The organism is Staphylococcus caeli (assembly GCF_900097965.1).
GTDB lineage: Bacteria > Bacillota > Bacilli > Staphylococcales > Staphylococcaceae > Staphylococcus > Staphylococcus caeli.
The window spans coordinates 148532-174037 of the sequence record NZ_FMPG01000001.1 but is presented as its reverse complement, the minus strand read 5'-3'; the positions used below and the strand labels follow the sequence as shown (position 1 = coordinate 174037).

The window sequence follows — 25506 nt, the reverse complement described above, 5'->3', positions numbered from 1 at the left end:
GTTTACCAATGTTTAAAGATTTTTTCAATAGAAGCAGTAAAAAGAAAAAGTATGTAACAGTATCTGATTCAAAACAAAGTGATGTGCCAGCGGGCATTATGACGAAATGTCCAAAATGTAAAAAAATTATGTATACAAAAGAATTAGCTGAAAACTTAAATGTATGTTTCAATTGTGATCACCATATCGCATTAACTGCACATAAGCGTATTGAAGCTATTTCAGATGAAGGGACATTCACAGAATTTGATAAAGGCATGACCTCTGCGAATCCATTGGATTTTCCAAGTTATGAGGAAAAAATTCAAAAAGATCAACAAAAAACTGGTTTAAATGAGGCAGTTGTAACAGGTACTGCTAAACTTGACGGTATGCCATTCGGGATAGCAGTTATGGATGCACGTTTCAGAATGGGAAGTATGGGTTCTGTATTAGGCGAGAAAATTTGCCGCATCATTGAACACTGCACAGAAAATCGTATGCCGTTCATCTTGTTCTCAGCAAGTGGTGGTGCAAGAATGCAAGAAGGTATCATTTCTCTAATGCAAATGGGTAAAACAAGTGTGTCATTGAAGAGACATGCAGATGCGGGATTATTATACATTTCCTATCTGACAAATCCTACAACTGGTGGTGTGTCAGCAAGTTTTGCTTCTGTTGGTGATATCAACATTAGTGAACCTAAAGCTTTGATTGGATTTGCTGGGAGACGTGTTATTGAGCAAACTATCAATGAGAAATTACCAGATGATTTCCAAACTGCAGAATTCTTATTGGAACATGGACAATTAGACAAAGTAGTTCATAGAAAAGATATGCGTACAACCCTATCTGATATTCTAAAAATGCACCAAGAGGTGAAAACTAATGCTTGATTTTGAAAAGCCGTTATTCGAAATAAAAAATAAGATAGAATCACTTAAAGAATCTCAAGAAAAAAATGATGTTGATCTTCAAGAAGAAATAGAAATGCTTGAGGCTTCATTGGCACGTGAGACTGAAAAGGTATATACGAATTTAAAACCATGGGATCGTGTACAGTTAGCACGTTTACAAGAACGTCCTACATCTTTAGATTACATTCCACATGTTTTTGAATCTTTTATTGAATTACATGGTGACCGTAATTACAGAGACGATCCAGCTATGATAGGTGGGATTGGCTATCTTAATGGACAAGCAGTAACTGTTGTTGGTCAACAAAGAGGTAAAGACACGAAAGATAACATCTACCGTAATTTCGGTATGGCGCATCCTGAAGGCTATAGAAAAGCATTGAGATTGATGAAACAAGCTGAAAAGTTTAATCGACCGATTTTTACATTTATCGATACAAAAGGTGCATATCCTGGTAAGGCAGCTGAAGAACGCGGCCAAAGTGAGTCTATAGCAAGAAATTTAGTCGAAATGGCATCACTAACTGTCCCGGTTATATCAATTGTAATTGGAGAAGGTGGAAGTGGTGGTGCGCTTGGTTTAGGTATCACAAATCGAATATTAATGTTGGAAAACAGCACATATTCTGTTATATCACCAGAGGGCGCATCTGCGCTATTGTGGAAGGATAGCAACTTAGCAAAAATAGCTGCTGAAACTATGAAAATAACTGCTGATGACTTATATGAATTAAATATTGCAGATGAAGTGGTAAAAGAGCCACTTGGTGGTGCACATCATGATGTAGAAATACAAGCACAGAACATTAAGCAAACATTTGAAAAGCATTTAGCAGAACTTCAGCAATTAAGTGACGAGCAACTCGTAGAAGATCGCTATCAAAAATTCAGAACAATTGGTTCTTACAAAGAATAATGTTATAAATACTAAGAAGTTTCATTTAATTGAAGCTTCTTTTTTATGCAACAAAATATTGATTTCGAGACTTAAGGTGTTTAATGATTTTGGTTTTAAGGTAATATTAATAAAATATACAGCAAGGTACTATAAATCCTATAAGCAAACGCTTACTATTTGTATAAATAATGAATAGTTATTTGTAAAACGTTTACATTCATCGCTAAGCCTTATTTTAATGGTAACAGCTTAAATTTTATGGTATTTTTAGAATAAGAATACAAGTTAGAAAGGTATGTCGTCATGAAAAAAATTGCAGTGTTGACAAGTGGTGGAGATTCTCCAGGCATGAATGCAGCAGTAAGAGCTGTAGTTAGAAAAGCGATTTACAATAATATTGAAGTTTATGGTGTTTATCAAGGCTATCAAGGTTTATTAAACGATGATATTGAGAAACTTGAGCTCGGATCAGTGGGAGACACAATTCAACGCGGAGGTACATTTTTATATTCTGCAAGATGTCCTGAATTTAAAGATGCGTCTGTGCGTAAAAAAGGTATTGAAAATTTACGTAAAAGAGGTATTGAAGGGCTTGTCGTAATTGGCGGAGATGGAAGTTACCGAGGCGCCCAACGTATTAGTGAAGAATGCGATGAAATTTTAACAATTGGTGTACCTGGAACGATTGATAATGATATTAATGGTTCAGATTTCACAATTGGATTTGATACGGCATTAAATACTATCATTGACTGTGTCGACAAAATTCGAGATACTGCTTCTAGCCATGCTAGAACTTTCATCATTGAAGTAATGGGACGTGATTGTGGTGATTTAGCACTGTGGGCAGGATTATCTGTAGGTGCGGAAACAATTATAGTTCCTGAAGTTAAAACAGACATCAAAGATATCGCTGAAAAGATTGATAATGGTATCAAGCGTGGTAAAAAACACTCAATCGTTATGGTTGCTGAAGGTTGCATGACTGGTGAAGCTTGTGCAGCAGAATTAACGAAATATATTAATGTCGATGCACGTGTCTCTGTGTTAGGACATATTCAACGCGGAGGTAGTCCAAGTGGTGCAGACAGAGTGCTTGCTTCAAGATTGGGCGGACACGCGGTTGACTTGCTTTTAGCAGGTAAGAGTGCGATTGGTGTAGGTATTCGCAATAACGAATTAACTGATACTCCATTCGAAGAAATTTTCAAATCACAAGAGCATGAATTTGATTTCGAAACATATGAATTAACTAAAGAACTATCTATATAAAATACTGGGAGGAAATTAAAATGAGAAAAACAAAAATTGTTTGTACGATTGGACCTGCGTCTGAATCTGAAGAAATGCTTGAGAAATTAATTAAAGCTGGAATGAATGTTGCCCGCTTGAATTTCTCACATGGTGATCACGCAGAACATAAAGCAAGAATCGATACAATTCGTAAAGTTTCTAAGAAATTAGGAAAAACAGTTGCGATCTTACTTGACACGAAAGGACCAGAAATCCGTACGCACAATATGAAAGACGGTTTAATTGTACTTGAAAAAGGTTCAGAAGTAATCGTCAGCATGTCTGAAGTAGAAGGTACTCCAGATAAATTCTCAGTAACTTATGACAATCTTATTAATGATGTAGATGAAGGTTCATATATTTTATTAGATGATGGTTTAATTGAATTACAAGTTAAATCAATTGATAAAGCAAAAGGTGAAGTACTTTGCGATGTATTAAATACAGGCGAATTAAAAAATAAAAAAGGCGTTAATTTACCAGGTGTTAAAGTAAGTTTACCAGGTATTACTGATAAAGATGCCGAAGATATTAACTTTGGTATTAGTGAAGGCGTAGACTTCATCGCGGCAAGCTTTGTGCGTCGTCCTAGCGATGTTTTAGATATTCGTAAATTATTAGAAGCTAAAAATAATACAAACATTAGTATTATCCCTAAAATTGAAAACCAAGAAGGTATTGATAACATCAAAGAAATTCTTGAAGTTTCAGATGGTTTAATGGTAGCTCGTGGTGATATGGGTGTTGAAATCCCACCAGAATCTGTACCTATGGTTCAAAAAGATTTAATCAGACAATGTAATAAATTAGGTAAACCGGTAATTACTGCAACTCAAATGCTTGATTCAATGCAACGTAATCCTCGTGCGACGCGTGCAGAAGCGAGTGATGTTGCAAATGCGATTTATGATGGTACAGACGCTGTTATGTTATCTGGTGAAACAGCTGCAGGACAATATCCAGAAGAAGCAGTAAAAACTATGCGTAATATAGCAGTTTCTGCAGAAGCAGCGCAAGATTACAAAAAATTATTATCTGATCGCACAAAATTAGTAGAAACATCATTAGTTAATGCGATTGGGGTATCAGTTGCACATACTGCATTAAACTTAAATGTAAAAGCAATCGTTGCAGCAACAGAAAGTGGTTCAACTGCACGTACAATTTCTAAATATCGTCCTAAATCAGACATCATTGCTGTGACACCTAGTGAAGAAACAGCACGTCAATGTGCATTAGTATGGGGTATTTATCCAGTAGTGAAAGAAGGACGCAAAACTACGGATGCATTACTTAATAATGCAGTGGCAACAGCGGTTGAAACTGAAAGAGTTCAAAATGGTGATTTAATAATCATCACTGCGGGTGTCCCTACTGGTGAAAAAGGCACTACAAATATGATGAAATTACACTTAGTTGGCGATGAACTTGCGAAAGGGCAAGGCATTGGTAGAAGCTCAGTAGTTGGTCATACACTTGTTGTCAATAATGCTAGTGAATTAGAAGGCAAAGACTTATCTGATTCGATTATCGTTACGACTTCAGTAGATGAATCATTAGTTCCATATATCGAAAAAGCAGTAGGTCTTATCACTGAAGAAAGTGGTATTACTTCACCAAGTGCGATTATCGGACTTGAAAAAGGCATTCCAACAGTAGTTGGCGTTGAAAATGCTACGAAAAACATTCAAAATGATGTATTAGTAACTGTTGATGCAAACCAAGGTAAAATCTTCGAAGGTTATGCAAACGTACTGTAAGACGATTTAAATAGAGAGTGGGACAGAAGAAATAGATTTCTGTTACACACATTAATAAAACACTCATTTTATCCAAAAGGAGAGATGAGTGTTTTTTCCTGTTGTTGCGTTAAAACTATCTATAATTTTAAAAATGAGGAAATAAAAAGCTCGGAGACTATTATTTTGGGTGGTAATGAATATCATTCGGGGTCAGCGAAATTATGATAACCACATTATTGATTATTACTATAAATTAAAAAAGCAGCCTAACGAGAAATCTCATAAGACTGCCGTGGTAGCTTGTATGAATCGTTTATTGAAAACAATTCACTATTTAGTTACCAATAATCAGCAATATGACTATCAAATGTCGCCACATTAAAATAATCATACTTACAAATATAATTTATACTTGACTAATCGTAGAAATGGGAGTGGGACAGAAATCCATTTTTCTAATAAAGATTTCGTAGTCCCACCCCGGCAAGGATGACTAGGGTAATTTACCTGAGCTGAAGCTCATACATAAGTCTCGCTAACTTAATGATTTAAGCAGTGAGACTTTACATTTTCAATTCAGTCATCTACTGCTTAATTTGATAAGAGCCTGAGACATCAATTTATGTCCCAGGCTCTTAAAAATGTTAATTATTAGAGTTATGTTTATCTTTGCATTTTTGACATTTGCTTATAACGTAAATACATGAGTGCTAAGATAATAAACCAAATTGGTGTTAAAAATACTGCAATTCTAGTTTCTGTATTTACAAATAATAAACAAAATACAAGTATAAAGAAAGTTAATATAACGTAACCCATGATTTTGCCACCAGGTAATTTAAAAGTTGCTTCTTTATGATTTTCTGGATTTTTACGGTGATAATTGATATATGCAACGATAATTAATGCCCATACTACTAAGAATAGAACAGTCGAAACTGTCGTAATATATGTGAACACTAATGTAGCATTTGGAATAATATAGTTTAATAATGCTGCGATCATAAGCAAACCACATGAAGCAAAGATTGCAATGTGTGGCACGCCATTTTTATTTGTTTTATTAAAGAATGGTGGCGCTTGCTTTTTAGAAGATAGTCCAAATAACATACGACTATTCGAAAAAATACCACTATTACAAGATGATGCTGCAGCTGTTAAAACAACGAAATTAATAATACCAGCAGCAAATGGGATACCAATTAAGGCAAATAGTCTCACAAATGGGCTTTCTTCTGGATTTATTTGACTCCAAGGGATGATTGACATAATAACTGCTAGCGCACCTACATAAAACACAAGTATACGAATAGGTACACTGTTGATTGCTTTAGGTAATGTTTTAGTAGGATCTTTAGTTTCCCCAGCCGTTACACCTATTAATTCTATACCGACAAATGAGAATAGCGCCATTTGGAACGACATGACGAAACCACTCATACCTTTAGGGAAAATACCATCATTATAAAGATTTGTTAGTGATGCTTGGCCAAATTGTGTATTATAAGCCATTGCAATCATAACAACACCGACAATAATTAATGCGATAATTGTAACGATTTTAATTAGGGAAAACCAAAATTCTAATTCTCCAAATAGTTTCGCACTTAACAAGTTAAGTGTCATTAACACAAGTACACAAAATAGTGCGCTTAACCAGTTAGGTATATTTGGGAACCAAAAGCTTACATATTTAGCAACAGCTGTAACTTCAGCCATTCCAGTTATAATCCAACATAACCAATAGGTCCAACCGGTAACAAATCCAGCAAATGGACCAATATAATGATTAGTGACATCAGCGAATGATTTGAAATTCGTATTTGTGACTAAAATCTCTCCCAAACCACGCATAAACATAAATAGCATGAATCCGATGATTATATATGTAAGTAAAATAGATGGGCCAGTTAAAGCTATGGTTTGACCTGCACCTAAGAATAATCCAGTACCAATTGCTCCCCCGATTGCAATTAGCTGAATATGTCGATTACTTAGTTCTCTTTGTAACTGTTGATTAGCCATATAATATTACTCCTTTATTTAGTTAACTATTATTATGCTATGCAATATAAAATAAAACAACTATTTTCTTAAAGTACATGCTTTTAAGACCGGTAGAATAATACATTAATAATTTGTTATTAATCTTGATAACCAATTGAAAAGCTATAAAAAATTGAAGAAAGAAGCGTTACATATTAAAATGAATGTATAACAACGTAATAGGTAAGTACGTGTTTAAGGGCATATAGACAAATAAATATTTCTTATCGAATTGGTATGCAAAGTGAAACCAAAATATTCACAAAAGAGACAATATTGGATATAATGGTCTGTGAAAGCCATTTCATAATGAAATAGAAAAGGGGAATTTATATATGGCAGAGTTACAAAAAGGTTTAGAAGGGGTAATTGCAGCTGAAACGAAAGTAAGTTCTATCATCGACAGCCAACTAACTTATGCTGGTTACGATATTGATGACTTAGCACAAAATGCTGAATTTGAAGAAGTTATCTTTTTATTATGGCACTATCGATTACCTAATGAAGCAGAATTAAAAGAACTTAAAGAAAAATTATTCGAATATATGACTTTAAATCCAAGAGTATATAATCATTTTAAAGAATATGCGACTGGAAATGTACACCCAATGACTGCTTTAAGAACTTCTGTTTCTTATATTGCTCACTTTGATGAACACGCAGAAGATGAGGAAGAAAGTCAAACACTGGAACGTGCAATACGCATCCAAGCTAAAATCGCTTCACTTGTTACTTCATATGCACGTGTGAGAGAAGGCAAAGAAGCAGTTAAACCTAATAAAGATTTAAATTATGCAGGTAATTTTTTGTACATGTTACGAGGAGAATTACCGACGGATATCGAAGTTGAAGCGTTTAATAAAGCACTTGTATTACATGCAGATCACGAACTAAATGCATCAACATTCACTGCAAGATGTGCAGTATCTTCTTTATCTGACATGTATTCAGGTATTGTTGCAGCAGTTGGTTCATTAAAAGGTCCATTGCATGGTGGTGCAAATGAACGTGTAATGAGTATGTTATCTGAAGTGAAATCAATCGACGAAGTAGATGCATACATTGACGAAAAAATTAAAAACAAAGAAAAAATCATGGGATTCGGACATCGTGTGTATAAAGATGGAGATCCTCGAGCTAAATATCTGAAAGAAATGAGTAGAAAAATTACAGCTGAAACAGGACAAAGTCAATTGTTTGATATTTCAGTTAAGATTGCAGATAAAATGAAAGCTGAAAAAGGACTTATCGCTAATGTCGATTTCTTCAGTGCAACCGTTTATCATAGCATGAATATAGAACATGATTTATTCACACCAATCTTCGCAGTAAGTAGAACTTCTGGTTGGATTGCACACATCTTAGAGCAATATAGAGATAACAGAATTATGCGTCCAAGAGCGCATTATATTGGGGAAACAGATAGAACATACGAACCAATAGAAAAGAGATAAATTATTGCAATTAAGATGAGCAACAACTAACTGTACTTTAATTTAGAAATCAAAAACATGGAGGTTTTTTACATGGCAGGCGAAAAAGTAGTAAAAACAAATGAAGGTTTAACAGTACCAAGTAATCCAATTATTCCATTTATTATTGGTGATGGAATTGGACCAGATATCTGGAAAGCAGCGAGCAGAGTAATCGATGCAGCTGTTGAAAAAGCATATAATGGTGAAAAGAAAATTGAATGGAAAGAAGTATTAGCTGGTCAAAAAGCTTACGATGAAACTGGAGAATGGTTACCAAAAGAAACATTAGATACAATCGAAGAATATTTAATTGCTATTAAGGGGCCATTAACTACGCCAATTGGTGGAGGTATCCGTTCATTAAACGTTGCATTACGTCAAGAATTAGACCTATTCACATGTTTACGTCCAGTACGTTGGTTCCAAGGAGTTCCATCACCAGTAAAACGTCCTGAAGATACAGATATGGTTATCTTCCGTGAAAATACAGAAGATATTTATGCTGGTATTGAATTTAAAGAAGGTACGCCTGAAGCTAAAAAATTAATTGATTTCTTACAAGATGAAATGGGCGCTAAAAACATCAGATTCCCAGAAACGTCTGGTATTGGTGTAAAACCTGTTTCCAAAGAAGGAACTGAGCGTCTAGTACGTGCTGCGATTCAATATGCTTTAGATAACAACCGTAAATCATTAACATTAGTGCATAAGGGTAATATTATGAAATTTACTGAAGGTGCATTTAAACAATGGGGTTACGATTTAGCACATAACGAATTTGGAGATAAAGTATTTACTTGGCAACAATATGATGAAATTGTTGAAAAAGAAGGTAAGGACCAAGCAAATGCTGCACAAGAACAAGCGGAAAAAGACGGTAAAATTATCGTAAAAGATTCTATTGCAGATATCTTCTTACAACAAATATTAACACGTCCTGCAGATCATGATGTTGTAGCTACAATGAATTTAAATGGTGACTACATTTCAGATGCATTAGCAGCACAGGTTGGTGGTATTGGTATTGCACCAGGTGCAAATATTAACTATGAAACTGGACATGCTATTTTCGAAGCAACACATGGTACTGCTCCAAAGTATGCAGACTTAAATAAAGTAAATCCATCATCAGAAATTTTAAGTGCGGTTCTTATGTTAGAACACTTAGGATGGCAAGAAGCTGCAGATAAAATTACTGCTTCAATTGAAAAAACAATTGCTTCTAAAGTTGTAACTTATGACTTTGCCAGATTAATGGATGGTGCAAAAGAGGTTTCTACATCAGACTTTGGTGATGAACTTATCAAAAATCTTTAATTAATAATGGTATAGCACATATAAACAAGCTGAGACACTAATAAATGTCTCGGCTTGTTTTTTTAAATATATTATTTTGAGTGCTAATTTATTAAAATAAAGCATTTAATTGTGACTTTAGTGTTCATATTATAAATTTAATGTTAAGATTTTATTAACGCGATATTTTATATATAAATTGTTAAAACACTATAAATAGCACAGCACACTTTTTATAGCGATAAGATAATTTGTCCAATGGAAGTTTATAAAGATTGATATTATACACTTTGTAAAGTTTTTGTTAAAAGAATTTAAACTATGTTATTTTTATTAAAAGTTAAGTTATAATTAATTGTAAACATAAATATGGAGGTATACTATGTCACAAAAAGTACTAGTAGTAGATGATGAACAATCAATTGTAACCCTATTAAAATACAATTTAGAACAAGCTGGATACATAGTTGAAGTTGCTTACGATGGTGAAGATGCATTGGAAAAAGTAGCTTCAATAAACCCTGAATTGATTGTGTTGGATGTTATGCTTCCCAAAAAAGATGGTATAGAAGTATGTAAAACAATACGTTCAGATAAAAATTTGGTACCTATACTAATGCTAACAGCAAAAGATGACGAATTTGATCGTGTTTTAGGATTAGAACTTGGTGCAGATGATTATATGACGAAACCTTTCTCACCAAGAGAGGTCGTTGCACGCGTAAAAGCAATTCTACGTAGATCTGCAATTGTTAACGAGGCAGTACCAGTTGAGAATGATGAAGACGACATACTTATAGGGTCTATTCGTATAAGACCAGAGTATTTTGAAGTATATAGAGAAGATGAATTACTTGAACTAACACCTAAAGAATTTGAATTGCTTTTATACCTTATTGAAAGACAAGGTAGAGTTATTACGCGCGAACATATGCTGAATTCAGTATGGAACTATGAATTTGCAGGTGATTCTAGAATTGTGGATGTACATATAAGTCATTTGAGAGATAAATTAGAGGAAAATCCAAAACAGCCGAAACTGATTAAAACAGTTCGTGGGTTAGGTTATAAATTGGAGAGACCTAAAGTTTAATGCTTAAGTTTCATCAAAGACTGTTATTTTTATTATGTACCATCGTTATTTTTAGCTTCTTAGCATTAGGTGCAATCATTTCACATGTTATATATAACACTGTTGCCACTGGACAAGAGGGAGATTTAGAACATCAAGCGATTCATCTCGTTAATCTATTAAATGACGGTAAAAAAAGTGAAATGCAAGATATTGCTAAAAGTGAAAAATTAACTATTTATATTAAAAAAGGTAACGATGAATTGTTTTCCACAAAACAAGGAACACGAATAAATGATGATATTAACAACGAAGCCAATCCATCGAAATTGATGTATGATAAGGTGAATGATGATCGTAGGTTTACTTTTAAAACATCGATTAATGATAAAGATGTACTAATAAGTGGTGTTAACAATGAAATATTAGAACTACAAATTCAAATTTGGAAGTACATTGCCTTAATTGGCTTATTCGTTTTAATCATCATATTTTTGGTTGTAAGAAGTATTAATCGAACTTATATTAGACCAATTAATGAAGTGACATATGCAACGAATTTATTAGCTGAAGGATATTATCATGTACGCGTGCCCGAAAGTAATGTTAAAGAAACAAGAGAATTATTCGTCACAACGAATGAACTTGCACGTAAATTACAAAGGTTAAATCATAAACAAAAATTACAATCCAATCGATTGAAAACGACTGTTGAAAATATACCAAGTTCTATTCTTATGATAGATAAGTATGGTGAGATTGTTGTTGCTAACAAATCATTTTATAACGTCTTTGCACCTGAATCTCCTGTGGTGCATAAAAGTTATGTCGGCTTCGTAGATAGTAAATTGCAAAAACTAATTACGGAAGCATTTAAAGTAGAAAAACCAATATATGACCAAATAGAATTGACGATTGACCAAGTGCATCAAAAATATTTTGATACTGCTTGTGTCCCGATTCTTTCAAAAACAAAGAAAAATCTTTATGGCATGGTTGTCGTACTACATGATATTACGAATTTGAAGAAACTTGAAAATTTGAGAAGAGAATTTGTTGCAAATGTATCTCATGAATTGAAAACACCGATTACGTCTATAAAAGGCTTTGCTGAGACATTATTAGATGGTGCTAAAGATGATGAACAAACTTTAAATGAATTCTTACAAATTATTTCAAAAGAATCTGATCGAATTGAAACATTAGTCTTCGATTTATTAGATTTATCACATGTTGAGCAACAAACAGAAATTACTACGAAATTAATTAGTTTATCTGAAGTTGCAGAAAATACTGTGAAGAATATGCAAACAATTGCTGAAGATAAGAAAATTACTATTGTGAACCAAATTGATTCTAACATCGTTATTGAAGCGAATAAAGATAAAGTATCACAAGTGGCTTTAAATCTATTATCAAATGCGATTAGTTATTCTAAGGAATCCAGTGAGGTTATCATTCGTGTATACAGAGAGGCGAACAGACGGATTATGGAAGTTCAAGATTTCGGTATAGGTATTAGTAAAGAAGACCAGAAACATATTTTCGAAAGGTTTTATCGTGTAGATAAAGCTAGGAGTAGAGATTCAGGTGGTACAGGATTAGGCTTATCCATCACGAAACATATTATGGAAGCACATAATGGAAGAATCAATGTATTTAGTCGTCCTAATGAAGGTTCAACATTTAGGGTAACGTTTTTTGAATAGAAATAATTGAATAATATAGTTATGAGGTTGAGGCATATCATAATGTTTCGGCCTCTTTAATTATTTGGACAATGATAAATATATTATTTTTTAAGGAGTGAACCAACCCGGCCCTTTAAAATTTGTCGTTGTCTAACTTGCGCTTTTAATCATTTAGATTTATTCGAGTATTATGTCGTTTCAATATAGATTACCGGGATCTTTATGATAAAATACATAGTAAATATGTGTTGGAGGTTAAAACATTGAGTAAATTAATTTTAATTGATGGCAATAGTCTAAGCTTTAGAGCTTTTTATGCATTGCCACTTTTACAAAATAAGGCGGGTATACATACAAATGCAATATATGGGTTTGCAATGTTACTTGAAAAAATAATTAAAGAAGAAAAGCCGACACATTTCCTGGTTGCATTTGATGCTGGGAAAACTACATTTAGACATGATAAATATAGTGAATATAAAGGTGGTCGTCAGAAGACGCCACCAGAATTAAGTGAACAGTTTCCTTATGTTAGACAATTATTAGATGCGTATCAAATTAAACGTTATGAATTAGAAAATTATGAAGCGGATGATATTATAGGTACGTTGAGCAAGGAAGCAAATGCTGCTCAATTTGAAACGATTATTGTTACTGGTGATCGAGACTTAACACAATTAGCAACTGAAGATGTTACAATATACTATACAAAAAAAGGTGTTACTGATGTGGATCGTTATACACCTGAATTTATAGCAGAGAAATATGATGGCTTAACACCAAATCAAATTATTGATATGAAGGGGCTTATGGGAGACGCTTCTGATAATATTCCTGGTGTTGCAGGTGTTGGTGAAAAAACAGCTATTAAATTATTGAAACAGTTCAATACAGTTGAAAATGTTTATAACCATTTAGATGAAGTTTCAGGTGAGAAATTAAAAGAAAAGCTTGAAAATAGTAAAGATGATGCACTAATGAGTAAAGAATTAGCAACTATTAATTGTGAGAGTCCATTAGAAGTCTCACTAAAAGATACGAAATTACCAGATGATCCGGATATGACTTCAAAAGTAGAGTTATTTAAAAAACTTGAATTTAAACAGTTACTTGAACAAGTAGATGTTGACGGTATAAGTGATGACACTGAAGCTATTGAACTTAATGTGAAACATCATTTTGATGATATAGACTTTAAGTCCTTGGAAAAAGCGACAATTCATTTCGAATTAGATGGTACAAATTATTTAAAAGATGATATTTTAAAATTTGGTTTCTACGATGGTGCACATCACATTGTCATCGATGCCGATAAAATACATGAATATCCTGAACTTGTGGCATGGTTAGAAAATGACCAAACAGAAAAAGCGGTATATGATGCTAAAAAATCATATATTGTGGCTCACAGATTAAATATTGCAATAGAAAATATTGTTTTTGACGTTATGTTAGCTAATTATATTATTGATCCATCTCGAACAATTGATGACGTAAATTCTGTAGTGACACATTACGGGCAACATTACGTAAAGACAAGTGTTGAAATATATGGTAAAGGGAAGAAAAAACAGGTTCCGGAAAACGCGGTATTAAATCAACATGTCGCAACAATTATTGAAGCGGTAAGCAAAGCGAAACCCGAGTTACAAACACAACTTGATGATTATAATCAAACGGAATTACTTGATGAATTAGAATTACCACTTGCGCGCATTTTAAGCAAGATGGAAGAAACAGGGATTTATACGGTTGCTAGCGATTTACAAGAAATGGAAAAAGAAATACAAGCTAAACTAGATGTTTTGATTGAAAATATCTATGAAGCAGCCGGTGAACCTTTCAATATTAATTCTCCTAAACAATTAGGTGTTGTCCTGTTTGAAACATTAGAATTACCTGTTATTAAGAAAACGAAAACGGGTTATTCGACAGCTGTCGACGTTTTAGAACAATTACAGGGTCAACATCCAATCATTGACTATATTTTAGAATATAGAACATTATCTAAATTACAATCGACTTATGTAGAGGGTCTTCAAAAAGTGATTAGTGAAGATAATAGAATTCATACGCGTTTTAATCAAACATTAGCACAAACAGGTAGACTTTCATCCATTGATCCTAACTTGCAAAATATACCTGTGAGACTAGAAGAAGGTAGAAGGATTAGAAAAGCGTTTAAATCTAGTGATGAAAATAATGTGATTTTTGCGGCAGATTATTCACAAATTGAATTACGCGTACTTGCTCATATTACTCAAGACGAAAGTATGAAACAAGCGTTTATTAATAATGAAGATATTCATACTGCAACAGCGATGAAAGTGTTTAATGTTGGGCCAGATGAAGTAGATAGTATAATGAGAAGACAAGCGAAAGCTGTTAATTTCGGAATTGTTTATGGCATCAGTGATTATGGATTGAGTCAAAGTTTGGGTATCACACGTAAACAAGCTAAACAGTTTATCGATGACTATCTAGATAGTTTCCCAGGTGTTAAACAATATATGGAAGATATTGTTAAAGACTGTAAAGCTCAGGGATATGTGGAAACGTTGTTACATCGTCGTCGTTACATTCCAGACATTACAAGTAGAAATTTCAATTTACGTGGATTTGCAGAAAGAACTGCTATGAATACACCGATACAAGGTAGTGCTGCAGATATTATAAAATTAGCGATGGTTCATTTTGCTAATGAAGTTAAGAAAACGAATTTCCACGCAAAATTATTGCTTCAAGTACATGATGAATTGATTTTTGAATTACCTAAAGAAGAAGTTGAAGCATTTGGTGAATTTATAGAAGATATTATGGACAATGCACTTGAACTAGATGTTCCTTTGAAAGTTGAATCTAGTTACGGTGCAACATGGTATGATGCAAAATAGAGAGAAGGTATATGAATGCCTGAACTACCTGAAGTAGAACATGTAAAAAGAGGAATTAAGCCGTTTGCAAACGGACAAAAAATTGAAAGTGTGATTTTTTCGGATAAAGTTAAAGAGGGGAAAGCAAGCAGCCGTGAAACAATCATCAAAGGTATGGAACTTGATACTTTTCAAAAATTCACACAACAATTTACAATTACCCATATAGAACGTAGAAGTAAATATATTGTATTCCATATAGAAAAAGATGGCGAAGAAAGAAAGTTGATTAGTCATTTAGGAATGGCTGGTGGATTTTTTGTCGTAAATAAATTAGAAGATATTCACGTGAGTAATTATCGTAAACATTGGCATGTTATTTTTAAATTAGATAATGGTAAATTATTAGTTTACTCAGATATTAGAAGATTTGGAGAAATTAGAAATGTGGCATCGTTTGAAGCGTATCCATCATTTTTACAAATTGCACCTGAACCATTTGATAAGGAAGCTTTGCCGCATTATCTATCTTGGTTTGATAAAAAACTATATCAAAATAAGCCCATTAAACAAATGATATTAGATCATCGTGTGATTTCTGGTTGTGGTAATATCTACGCTTGTGAAGCGCTATTCAGAGCAGGTATTCATCCAGCTAAATTATCCAAAAATTTAACGAATCAAGAACGAAATATTGTGTTTTATTATGTTCGAGAAGTCTTAGAATTGGGTATAAAATATGGTGGGACAAGTATTTCAGACTATCGACATGCAGATGGTAGTACTGGAACAATGCAACAACACCTTAAAGTATACAAACAAAAAGTATGTCAGGTGTGTGGGAGTGACATAGAAACACAAGTGATTGCAACTAGAAATAGTCATTTCTGCCCAACTTGTCAAAAATAAAGAAAGAGTGAGATTATGCCCAAAGTTATAGGATTAACTGGTGGTATCGCATCAGGTAAATCAACCGTATCAGAATTGTTAACTGCACATGGTTTCAAAGTTGTTGATGCAGATGTTGCATCTAGAAAAGCAGTCGCAAAAGGTACAGAAGGTTTAGCGCGTGTAAAAGCCGCGTTTGGTGAAGAAGCAATTGATGAAAACGGTGAGATGAATAGAGCTTACGTAGGGGAAGTTGTATTTAATCATCCGGAAAAAAGATTAGAGTTGAATGAAATTGTTCATCCAATCGTACATGATATTATGGAAGCGGAAAAAGATGAATATTTAAAAGCTGGATATAATGTTATTATGGATATTCCATTGTTATTCGAAAATGAATTACAAGATGCGGTTGATGAAGTTTGGTTAGTATACACATCAGAAAGTATTCAAATCGATAGATTAATGGAACGCAATAATTTATCTATGGAAGAAGCTAAAGCACGTGTATATAGTCAAATTTCAATTGATAAAAAACGTCGCATGGCAGATCATGTAATTGATAATCGTGATTCAAAATTAGAATTAAAACAGAATCTAGAAAATTTATTACTTGAATTAGGTTATATTGAAAATCAAATAGATGATGCTTCTTTATAATTAGTTATGCATATGAATGCGTACTTAAAATTTTAAACTTAAATATTAGCGCACATCACCGTCAAAGTTACGTATATTTTGATAGGTGATGTGTTTTATTTTGGTAGCAAAAATAATTTTTATTAAATTAAAGTTGTTACGATTCTTGGTCATACAAATAACTTTGGCTAATATGATTCAAAAATATTTATATTTATCTGAGAAAACGCTTTCTTATAAAAATATTTATGTTATACTATTTCCATAAAGTATAACACTAATAACGAGGGGTGCTTCGAATGACGACAAATATTGCAATTAACGGAATGGGTAGAATAGGTAGAATGGTGTTAAGAATCGCGCTAAAAAATAAAAATTTAAATGTAGTAGCGATAAATGCTAGCTATCCAGCTGAAACAATTGCTCATCTTATTAACTATGATACAACGCATGGTACATATGATTTAAAAGTTGAACCAACAGAATCAGGTATTAAAGTAGATGGTCATGAGATTCTATTAGTTTCTGACAGAAATCCGGAAAATTTGCCATGGAATCAATTAAATGTCGATATCGCAATAGAAGCGACAGGGAAATTTAATCATGGTGATAAGGCGATTGCACATATACATGCCGGCGCAAAAAAAGTATTGTTAACTGGTCCATCTAAAGGTGGAGACGTACAAATGATTGTAAAAGGTGTGAATAACGATCAATTAGATATTGAGCAATTCGACATCTTCAGTAATGCATCATGTACTACAAATTGTATTGGTCCGGTTGCCAAGGTACTAAATGATCAATTTGGTATTGAAAATGGATTGATGACAACAGTTCATGCCATTACTAATGATCAGAATAATATAGATAATCCACATAAAGATTTAAGACGTGCACGTTCATGTAATGAAAGCATCATTCCTACCTCTACAGGAGCAGCTAAAGCTTTAAAAGAAGTATTACCTGAATTAGAAGGTAAATTACATGGTATGGCATTACGTGTACCAACAAAAAATGTTTCATTAGTTGACTTGGTTGTAGACTTAAATACCAAAGTAACAGCTGAACAAGTAAATCAAGCATTTAAAGATCATGATTTACAAGGCGTTATTTCAACAGAAGATGCGCCTCTAGTTTCAATGGACTTTAACACAAATCCACATTCAGCCATTATTGATACACAAAGTACTATGGTCATGGGTGAAAATAAAGTGAAGGTCGTAGCTTGGTATGATAATGAATGGGGTTATTCAAATCGAGTTGTTGACGTAGCAGCTGAAATTGGAGCATTATTAAAAAATAATGTTGTAGCAGTAGCTCAATCATAAATCATTTTGACTTATAAAAGTACAAACAGTTAGTCATTCAAACTTCTTACTAATTCATCAGTCGCTTTTGATATGAATTGGTGAGAAGTTTTTTATTTATAGCCAATATAAAAGTATCGAATTCTATATTTATTAGAAAATTTATTGAAGTGTAATAGCGATTCTTTTGTGACACATGCATTTATAGTATAATAAAAGATAATCAAATTGGGAGGGTGGTTATTTTATGAAATGCCCGAAATGTAATTCGACCCATTCTCGTGTGGTAGACTCTCGACATGCAGATGAGGTTAATGCGATTCGACGTAGAAGAGAATGTGAAAATTGTGGAACAAGGTTTACAACGTTTGAAAATATTGAAAAAAGACCGTTAATCGTTGTGAAAAAAGATGGCACACGCGAACAATTTTTACGTGAGAAAATATTGAATGGTCTTGTACGTTCTTGTGAAAAAAGACCGGTTAGATATGAGCAATTAGAAGAAATTACGAATAATGTTGAATGGCAATTGCGTGATGAAGGCCGTGCAGAAATATCATCTAGAGAAATTGGAGAACATGTAATGAATTTACTTATGCACGTGGATCAAGTATCTTACGTTAGATTTGCATCTGTATATAAAGAGTTCAAAGATGTAGACCAATTATTGCAGTCAATGCAAGGTATTTTAGCTGAAAATAAACGGAGTGATGCATAGATGGGGTTACAATCATCTGATTATGGATTGAGACCACATGATAACTTTAATGTTGTGCGTAATTTTTATTTGAATAATAATCATTTAGAAATATTAAATAGGTTGTTTACACCTATGATTGGTGCAAATGCAACTGGACTCTATCATTATTTAAATCAATTTGTAGAACTGGAGTCAGATGTTGTGTTAACGCATTACATTATTATGAGTGAATTGAAAATCAATTTGTTGGAATTCAGAAAATCTATGGATTTACTGGAAGGTATTGGTTTAGTAAAAACATTTGTGAATCATGATGCACAACACTCATTTTTTATGTATCAATTGATACAACCACCTTCAGCAAAACAATTTTTCAACGATCCAATGCTGTCTGTTTATTTATACAGTGAGGTCAGCAAACAAAGATATCAACAACTGAAACGTCATTTTGAAACTAAGGTTGATATTGATATGACGCATTATAAAGACGTGACGCGTACGTTTACTGATGTATTTAAAGTACCTAATCAATCAATAACTGAAAATACAAATGCTATTCAAGACGAGGCAACATTTGATGGCTTGGATTTAAGTCAAGTGCATTTTGATTTTGAAACATTGTATGATTTATTACACACTCATTTTATAAGTACAAAAATTATAGACAAAGATGCGAAATCATTAATTACACAAATTGCAACGTTATATGGGTTAACACCAGAATCTATGAAACGCATTATTTTAAAATCAATTACCAGTGCACAGGAGCTCTCATTTGAAGAGTTACGAAAACATGCTAGAACTTATTATTTAATGGAACATGAGCAACAATTACCTAAATTGAATGTTAAGTCATCTGATATGCAACATACTGGGAGCGCGAATGAACAAGAACAAGTAAACCAAGAGGATGATTGGTTGCAGCAATTAGAAGAAACTAGTCCTATTGATATGCTTGCGTCTTGGTCGGAATCTGAACCTACGACTCAACAAAAATTTATGATTGAGGAGTTAATTGAACGTGAAAATTTATCGTTCGGTGTCATTAATATCTTGTTACAATTTGTGATGCTAAAAGAAGATATGAAGTTACCTAAAACTTACATATTTGAAATTGCATCAAATTGGAAAAAGAAAGGGATAAAAACGGCAGCACAAGCGTATGAATATGCAATGAAAGTAAGTCAACCTAAAAAGCAATCTGATAAACATAAGCCTTATTATAAGCAGAGACAACTGGCATCAAGAGAAATGACGCCAAAATGGTTAGAGGAACGTGACAATAAATCAGAAACACCTGCATCTAATACATCTGAAGATGATGAAGCACTGAAAAATGATAGGGAACAATTTTTAAATCAATTGAAAAATAGATGGAAGGAGGATAAATAAATGAAATCTTTTAACCACATTATGGGTGAATCTAATGATTTGGCAAAACGAATTGAAAAAATCAAAAAAGATGTAATCAACGACCCAGATGTTAAACAATTTCTAGAATCCCATCAATCCGAACTAACAAATGCTATGATTGATGAAGATTTAAATATTTTACAAGAATATAAAGATCAGAATAAACATTATGATGGTCATGCTTTTAAAGATTGTCCTAATTTTGTGAAGGGGCATGTACCAGAGCTTTATGTTGAAAATCAACATATTAAGATTCGCTATTTACCTTGTCCTTGTAAGATCAAACATGATGAAGCGAGATTTAATGCACATTTAATTACTTCACATCATATGCAACGTGATACTTTAGATGCAAAACTAGAAGATATTTATATGGATAGAAGAGATCGTTTAGACGTAGCGATGGCAGCAAATCAAATTTGTGAAAAAATTACAAATCAAGAAAAGCAAATTAAAGGTTTATACTTATATGGGCCATTTGGTACAGGTAAATCATTTATTTTGGGTGCGATCGCAAATCAGTTGAAAACTGAAAAAATCCCTTCAACTATTGTGTATTTACCCGAATTTATTCGTGCGCTTAAAGGCGGGTTTAAAGATGGCAGTTTTGAAAGTAAATTAGCACGTGTTAGAGAAGCCAATATATTGATGTTAGATGATATTGGCGCCGAGGAAATTACACCTTGGGCTAGAGATGAAGTGATAGGTCCATTGTTACATTATAGAATGGTTCAAGAATTACCTACGTTCTTTAGTTCAAATCTGAGTTTTGAAGAATTAGAGCATCATTTGTCAGTTACTCGTGATGGAACTGAAAAGACAAAGGCAGCACGAATTATGGAGCGCATTAAAACATTGTCTATACCTTATTACTTAGAAGGAAAAAATTATAGGAATGATTGAAATTTAGAATAAATGTTGTATAATATAAATAAATCTAAATCATACGAAATGACATGAAGATAAGATGAATAAATCACTACTTCACAGAGAGCCAATGTAGGTTGAGAATTGGTAAGTATATTTATTGATTACTCCTTCATAAATGATGTTGTAATGAACATCCGGCTCAAGACCGTTATCTTATGTAGAGTGAAGTGAATTTATATGCTTATAAAGTCACTTTAATTTAGGGTGGTACCACGAAGACCTCGTCCCTTTTAGGGATGGGGTCTTTTTGTATTATCTTATATAAGATAACGAATCCGTTTGCTATGATTTAAGGCTTGAAAAAATAGGAGGAATGTTACATGGATCAAATTAATATTAAATTTCCTGATGGTAATTCGAAAGCGTTTGATAAAGGAACAACAACTGAAGAAATTGCACATTCAATTAGCCCTGGTTTAAGAAAAAAGGCTGTAGCTGGTAAATTGAACGGTCAACTTATTGATCTAACTAGACCTATTGATCATGATGGTGAAATTGAAATTGTGACACCTGGTACTGATGAAGCATTGGAAGTGTTGCGTCATTCAACAGCACATTTAATGGCGCAAGCACTTAAACGCATTTATGGTAATGTCCATTTTGGTGTAGGTCCAGTTATTGACGGTGGTTTTTATTATGATTTTGACATGGAAGAAAGTATTTCTTCTGATGATTTTGAAAATATTGAAAAAACAATGAAACAAATTGTAAATGAAAATCATCCTGTTGAACGTAAGGTTGTTTCACGAGACGAAGCTAAAGCAATTTTCGCAGATGATCCTTACAAACAAGAATTGATTGATGCAATTCCAGAAGATGAAAATGTAACGTTATATACGCAAGGTGAGTTTACTGATCTATGTCGTGGCGTTCATGTACCTTCTACGTCAAAAATTAAAGAATTTAAATTGCTATCAACTGCAGGTGCATATTGGCGTGGAGATAGTAATAATAAAATGTTACAACGTATCTATGGAACAGCGTTCTTCGATAAAAAAGATTTGAAAGCACACCTACAAATGTTGGAAGAAAGAAAAGAACGTGATCATCGTAGAATTGGTAAAGATTTAGAACTATTTGCGAATAATCAACTGGTAGGCGCTGGATTACCATTATGGTTACCAAATGGTGCAACAATTCGACGTGAGATTGAGCGCTATATTGTGGATAAAGAAGTAAGCATGGGATATGACCATGTTTATACTCCAGTGATGGCCAATGTTGATTTATATAAAACGTCTGGACATTGGGATCATTATCAAGAAGACATGTTCCCAACTATGAAATTAGACGAATATGAAGAAATGGTATTGAGACCAATGAACTGTCCTCACCATATGATGATTTATGCAAATAAACCACATTCATATCGTGAATTACCAATAAGAATAGCTGAATTAGGTACAATGCACCGTTATGAAGCGAGTGGCGCGGTATCAGGTTTACAACGTGTTCGTGGTATGACTTTAAATGATGCGCACATTTTCGTGCGTCCTGATCAAATTAAAGAAGAATTCAAGCGTGTTGTTAATTTAATTATCGATGTTTATAATGATTTTAATTTTGAAAATTATAGTTTCAGATTAAGTTATAGAGATCCAGAGGATAAAGAAAAGTATTTTGATGATGACGACATGTGGATTAAAGCAGAAAGCATGTTGAAAGAAGCGGTCGATGAACTTGGTTTGGATTATGAAGAGGCGATAGGCGAAGCGGCGTTTTACGGTCCGAAATTAGATGTTCAAGTGCAAACTGCTATGGGTAAAGAAGAAACATTATCTACTGCACAACTAGATTTCTTATTACCTCAAAAATTTGAACTAACTTATATCGGCAATGATGGTGAACAACATAGACCAGTTGTAATTCATCGTGGTGTTGTTTCTACAATGGAACGTTTCGTTGCCTTTTTAACAGAAGAGACAAAAGGCGCGTTTCCAACTTGGTTAGCACCAAAACAAGTAGAAATCATTCCTGTTAATGTTGACTTACATTACGATTATGCGAGAAGCATTCAAGATGAACTGAAATCTCAAGGTGTTCGTGTTGAGATTGATGATCGTAATGAAAAAATGGGATATAAGATTAGAGAAGCTCAAATGCAAAAGATTCCTTATCAATTAGTTGTTGGCGACAAAGAGGTTGAAAATCAAGAGGTAAATGTAAGAAGATATGGGTCTCAAGATCAAGAAACGCTTGAAAAAGATGAATTCATTTGGAACTTAGTTGATGAAATTAGATTGAAAAAACAAAGATAGTCTTGAAACTCTTGTTAAATTCATGTATATTACTGGTTAGTGAGTAAATAAAATAAAAATTAAATTTGAGTTAGAGGTTGCGTTTTTAAAGAGTAATTCTTCAGAAGCTATATGGAGCGTATGTTGAAAGAATGAAAGGTGAAAATGCCGAAACTTGTATTGTCCATTTACAGTACGAGTTGGGACAGTTTTCGAAAGGAACTGGACTGTCACATATGTGATGTGCTACCTATATAAATGCTATTAGTAAAATGGTTGCATATCTTAATAGGTATGCAACCATTTTGTTTTGGTTGAATGATTCTTATAAATTCATATTTAGCAAAATTTAGTACTGGAATTTACAAGTGCGAACAATTTACTTTAATGTAGCTTGTTTATAGATTTGCAAATGCTTATAAATAATCATATAGAAAGTTAGCCTCTAAGTTTAAAGAAAGGAAGCTTCTATGGCAAAACAAGAAATTCAAGACAATGGAGTTAAAAGAGGATTAAAAGATCGTCACATATCCATGATTGCTATTGGTGGATGTATTGGTACTGGTTTATTCATGACATCAGGCGGTGCAATACATGACGCTGGTGCACTAGGTGCACTTTTAGCTTATGCGATTATTGGGGCGATGGTTTTCTTCCTAATGACTTCATTAGGAGAAATGGCAACTTATTTACCAGTATCTGGTTCGTTTAGTACTTACGCAACACGATTTGTGGATCCATCATTAGGTTTTGCACTAGGATGGAACTATTGGTTTAATTGGGTAATCACTGTTGCGGCAGATGTCACAATTGCAGCACAAGTAATACAATATTGGACGCCATTGTCAGGCATACCGGCATGGAGTTGGAGTTGTTTATTTTTAATTATCATCTTTGGATTGAATGCTTTATCAGTACGTGTTTATGGCGAGAGTGAATATTGGTTTGCCCTTATAAAAGTAGTTACGGTAATTATTTTTATAGCAGTTGGTTTATTAACCATTCTAGGTATTATGGGTGGAGAGTTTGTTGGCTTTGATACATTCACTAAAGACGGTGGACCAATATTAGGTGATGGTCTTGGTGGTAGTTTATTAACTATTTTAGGTGTGTTCCTAGTTGCTGGATTCTCTTTCCAAGGTACAGAATTAATTGGAATTACAGCAGGAGAATCAGAAAACCCAGAACGCGCAGTGCCTAAAGCGATCAAACAAGTATTTTGGAGAATTTTAATTTTCTATATCCTAGCTATATTTGTTATCGGTATGCTCATTCCATATGATAGCTCTGCACTTATGGGCGGAGGCGATGACATTTCAACCTCACCATTTACATTAGTATTCCAAAATGCGGGTCTAGCATTTGCAGCATCCTTTATGAATGCAGTCATTTTAACTTCGGTATTGTCGGCAGGAAATTCAGGAATGTACGCATCAACGAGAATGTTATACTCTATGAGTAAGGACAAGTTGGCTTATCCAGTTTTTGGTAAAACAAATAAAAGTGGCGTACCTTATGTTTCGCTACTAGTGACGGCTATAATTGTAATAGGTATATTTGTCCTACAACACTTAAGTGGTGATGCATATGAATATATCGTTGCAGCAAGTGGTATGACAGGCTTTATCGCATGGGTTGGTATAGCAGTCAGTCACTATCGATTTAGAAAAGCGTTTGATAAGCAAAATTATGATAAATCAAAACTGAAATATAAAGCGAAGTTGTTCCCGTTTGGTCCTATCTTTGCGGGCGTACTATGTGTTCTCGTAATTATTGGTCGAGACGTTGATTTCATCAAAACAGGTGACTTTAACTTGAATCGCTTTGTGATTACGTACATGGGTATCCCTGTATTTTTAGCATTCTTCATTTATCATAAAGTACGTTATAAAACAAAAATGGTACCATTAGAAAACGTGGATTTGCGACAAGATGTTGACATGGAACAAATTAAATAAAAATAATTGTTGACTTGCATAAATATAGTTGTTAAGATAAGTAATGTTGAATACGAAACGAACCAAGTAGAAGCTCCCGCTTCTCACCTGTTGCGACGCTATAGGCAGTTGGCAGGTCTTATATACACAAGACAAATGTTGTGTGTAAAGAA

At 33.5% G+C, this 25506-nt stretch carries 18 protein-coding genes, 1 pseudogene, 1 riboswitch and 1 other annotated feature (1 of these 21 running past the window's edge); of the genes and pseudogenes, 18 read left to right on the top strand and 1 reads right to left on the bottom strand.

Annotation, left to right across the window (positions count from 1 at the left end; translation table 11 throughout):
- The first annotated feature begins 8 nt into the window (after positions 1–8).
- From accD to BJS11_RS13235, 5 genes and pseudogenes are all read left to right on the top strand, one after another.
- Positions 9–875, top strand: a complete 867-nt coding sequence (accD, locus tag BJS11_RS00860; protein WP_069995115.1) for an acetyl-CoA carboxylase, carboxyltransferase subunit beta — start codon at positions 9–11, stop codon at positions 873–875.
- Positions 868–1812 (top strand): acetyl-CoA carboxylase carboxyltransferase subunit alpha, encoded by a 945-nt coding sequence (locus BJS11_RS00855; RefSeq protein ID WP_069995116.1) that lies wholly within the window; start codon positions 868–870, stop codon positions 1810–1812. Before accD ends, BJS11_RS00855 begins: the two co-directional genes overlap by 8 nt.
- 285 nt (positions 1813–2097) lie before the next feature.
- Positions 2098–3066, top strand: coding sequence for a 6-phosphofructokinase (gene pfkA, locus BJS11_RS00850; RefSeq protein WP_069995117.1), 969 nt, complete (start codon positions 2098–2100; stop codon positions 3064–3066).
- Positions 3067–3086: 20 nt separating this feature from the next.
- A complete protein-coding gene (gene pyk, locus BJS11_RS00845) occupies positions 3087–4847 on the top strand; it encodes a pyruvate kinase (RefSeq protein WP_069995118.1) in 1761 nt (586 codons plus the stop codon).
- Positions 4848–4992: 145 nt separating this feature from the next.
- Positions 4993–5211 (top strand): annotated as a pseudogene (locus BJS11_RS13235) (IS110 family transposase); the annotation flags it as partial.
- A gap of 281 nt (positions 5212–5492) precedes the next feature.
- On the opposite strand, the gene BJS11_RS00840 reads toward BJS11_RS13235, so the two are convergent.
- Positions 5493–6854: an amino acid permease gene (locus BJS11_RS00840; protein ID WP_069995119.1), complete on the bottom strand. Its 1362-nt coding sequence runs from the start codon at positions 6852–6854 to the stop codon at positions 5493–5495.
- A 356-nt stretch (positions 6855–7210) separates the two neighbouring features.
- Here BJS11_RS00840 and BJS11_RS00835 point away from each other — a divergent pair, with 356 nt between their 5' ends.
- The 13 genes from BJS11_RS00835 (at position 7211) to BJS11_RS00775 (ending at position 25354) form a co-directional block, all read left to right on the top strand.
- Entirely contained in the window at positions 7211–8329 is a 1119-nt protein-coding gene (locus BJS11_RS00835) for a citrate synthase (RefSeq protein WP_069995120.1), read from the top strand.
- A 72-nt stretch (positions 8330–8401) separates the two neighbouring features.
- Positions 8402–9667 (top strand): NADP-dependent isocitrate dehydrogenase, encoded by a 1266-nt coding sequence (gene icd / locus BJS11_RS00830; RefSeq protein ID WP_069995121.1) that lies wholly within the window; start codon positions 8402–8404, stop codon positions 9665–9667.
- Positions 9668–10028: 361 nt separating this feature from the next.
- Complete coding sequence (locus BJS11_RS00825; RefSeq protein WP_069995122.1) at positions 10029–10739, top strand: response regulator transcription factor; 711 nt, start codon at positions 10029–10031, stop codon at positions 10737–10739.
- Positions 10739–12427 carry a two-component system histidine kinase PnpS gene (gene pnpS, locus BJS11_RS00820; RefSeq protein ID WP_069995123.1) on the top strand — a complete coding sequence of 563 codons (1689 nt, stop codon included), beginning with the start codon at positions 10739–10741 and terminating at the stop codon, positions 12425–12427. The genes BJS11_RS00825 and pnpS overlap by 1 nt, the downstream gene beginning before the upstream one ends.
- 245 nt (positions 12428–12672) lie before the next feature.
- Positions 12673–15303, top strand: a complete 2631-nt coding sequence (gene polA / locus BJS11_RS00815) for a DNA polymerase I (protein WP_069995124.1) — start codon at positions 12673–12675, stop codon at positions 15301–15303.
- Positions 15304–15318: 15 nt separating this feature from the next.
- A complete protein-coding gene (mutM, locus tag BJS11_RS00810; protein ID WP_069995125.1) occupies positions 15319–16191 on the top strand; it encodes a bifunctional DNA-formamidopyrimidine glycosylase/DNA-(apurinic or apyrimidinic site) lyase in 873 nt (290 codons plus the stop codon).
- Positions 16192–16206: 15 nt separating this feature from the next.
- Positions 16207–16830: a dephospho-CoA kinase gene (gene coaE / locus BJS11_RS00805; RefSeq protein ID WP_069995126.1), complete on the top strand. Its 624-nt coding sequence runs from the start codon at positions 16207–16209 to the stop codon at positions 16828–16830.
- Between the two features lie 278 nt (positions 16831–17108).
- Positions 17109–18137, top strand: a complete 1029-nt coding sequence (gene gap, locus BJS11_RS00800) for a type I glyceraldehyde-3-phosphate dehydrogenase (protein WP_069995127.1) — start codon at positions 17109–17111, stop codon at positions 18135–18137.
- Positions 18138–18363: 226 nt separating this feature from the next.
- Entirely contained in the window at positions 18364–18834 is a 471-nt protein-coding gene (gene nrdR / locus BJS11_RS00795; protein WP_069995128.1) for a transcriptional regulator NrdR, read from the top strand.
- Entirely contained in the window at positions 18835–20208 is a 1374-nt protein-coding gene (gene dnaB / locus BJS11_RS00790; RefSeq protein ID WP_069995129.1) for a replicative helicase loading/DNA remodeling protein DnaB, read from the top strand.
- A complete protein-coding gene (dnaI, locus tag BJS11_RS00785; RefSeq protein ID WP_069995130.1) occupies positions 20209–21132 on the top strand; it encodes a primosomal protein DnaI in 924 nt (307 codons plus the stop codon).
- Between the two features lie 347 nt (positions 21133–21479).
- On the top strand, positions 21480–23417 hold the full coding sequence (thrS, locus tag BJS11_RS00780; RefSeq protein WP_069995131.1) for a threonine--tRNA ligase: 1938 nt from the start codon (positions 21480–21482) through the stop codon (positions 23415–23417).
- A 63-nt stretch (positions 23418–23480) separates the two neighbouring features.
- A riboswitch (Lysine riboswitch) is annotated at positions 23481–23653 on the top strand.
- 213 nt (positions 23654–23866) lie between these two features.
- A complete protein-coding gene (locus BJS11_RS00775) occupies positions 23867–25354 on the top strand; it encodes an amino acid permease (RefSeq protein ID WP_069995132.1) in 1488 nt (495 codons plus the stop codon).
- 58 nt (positions 25355–25412) lie between these two features.
- Positions 25413–25506, top strand: a sequence feature (ribosomal protein L20 leader region); it runs 37 nt beyond the window's last position.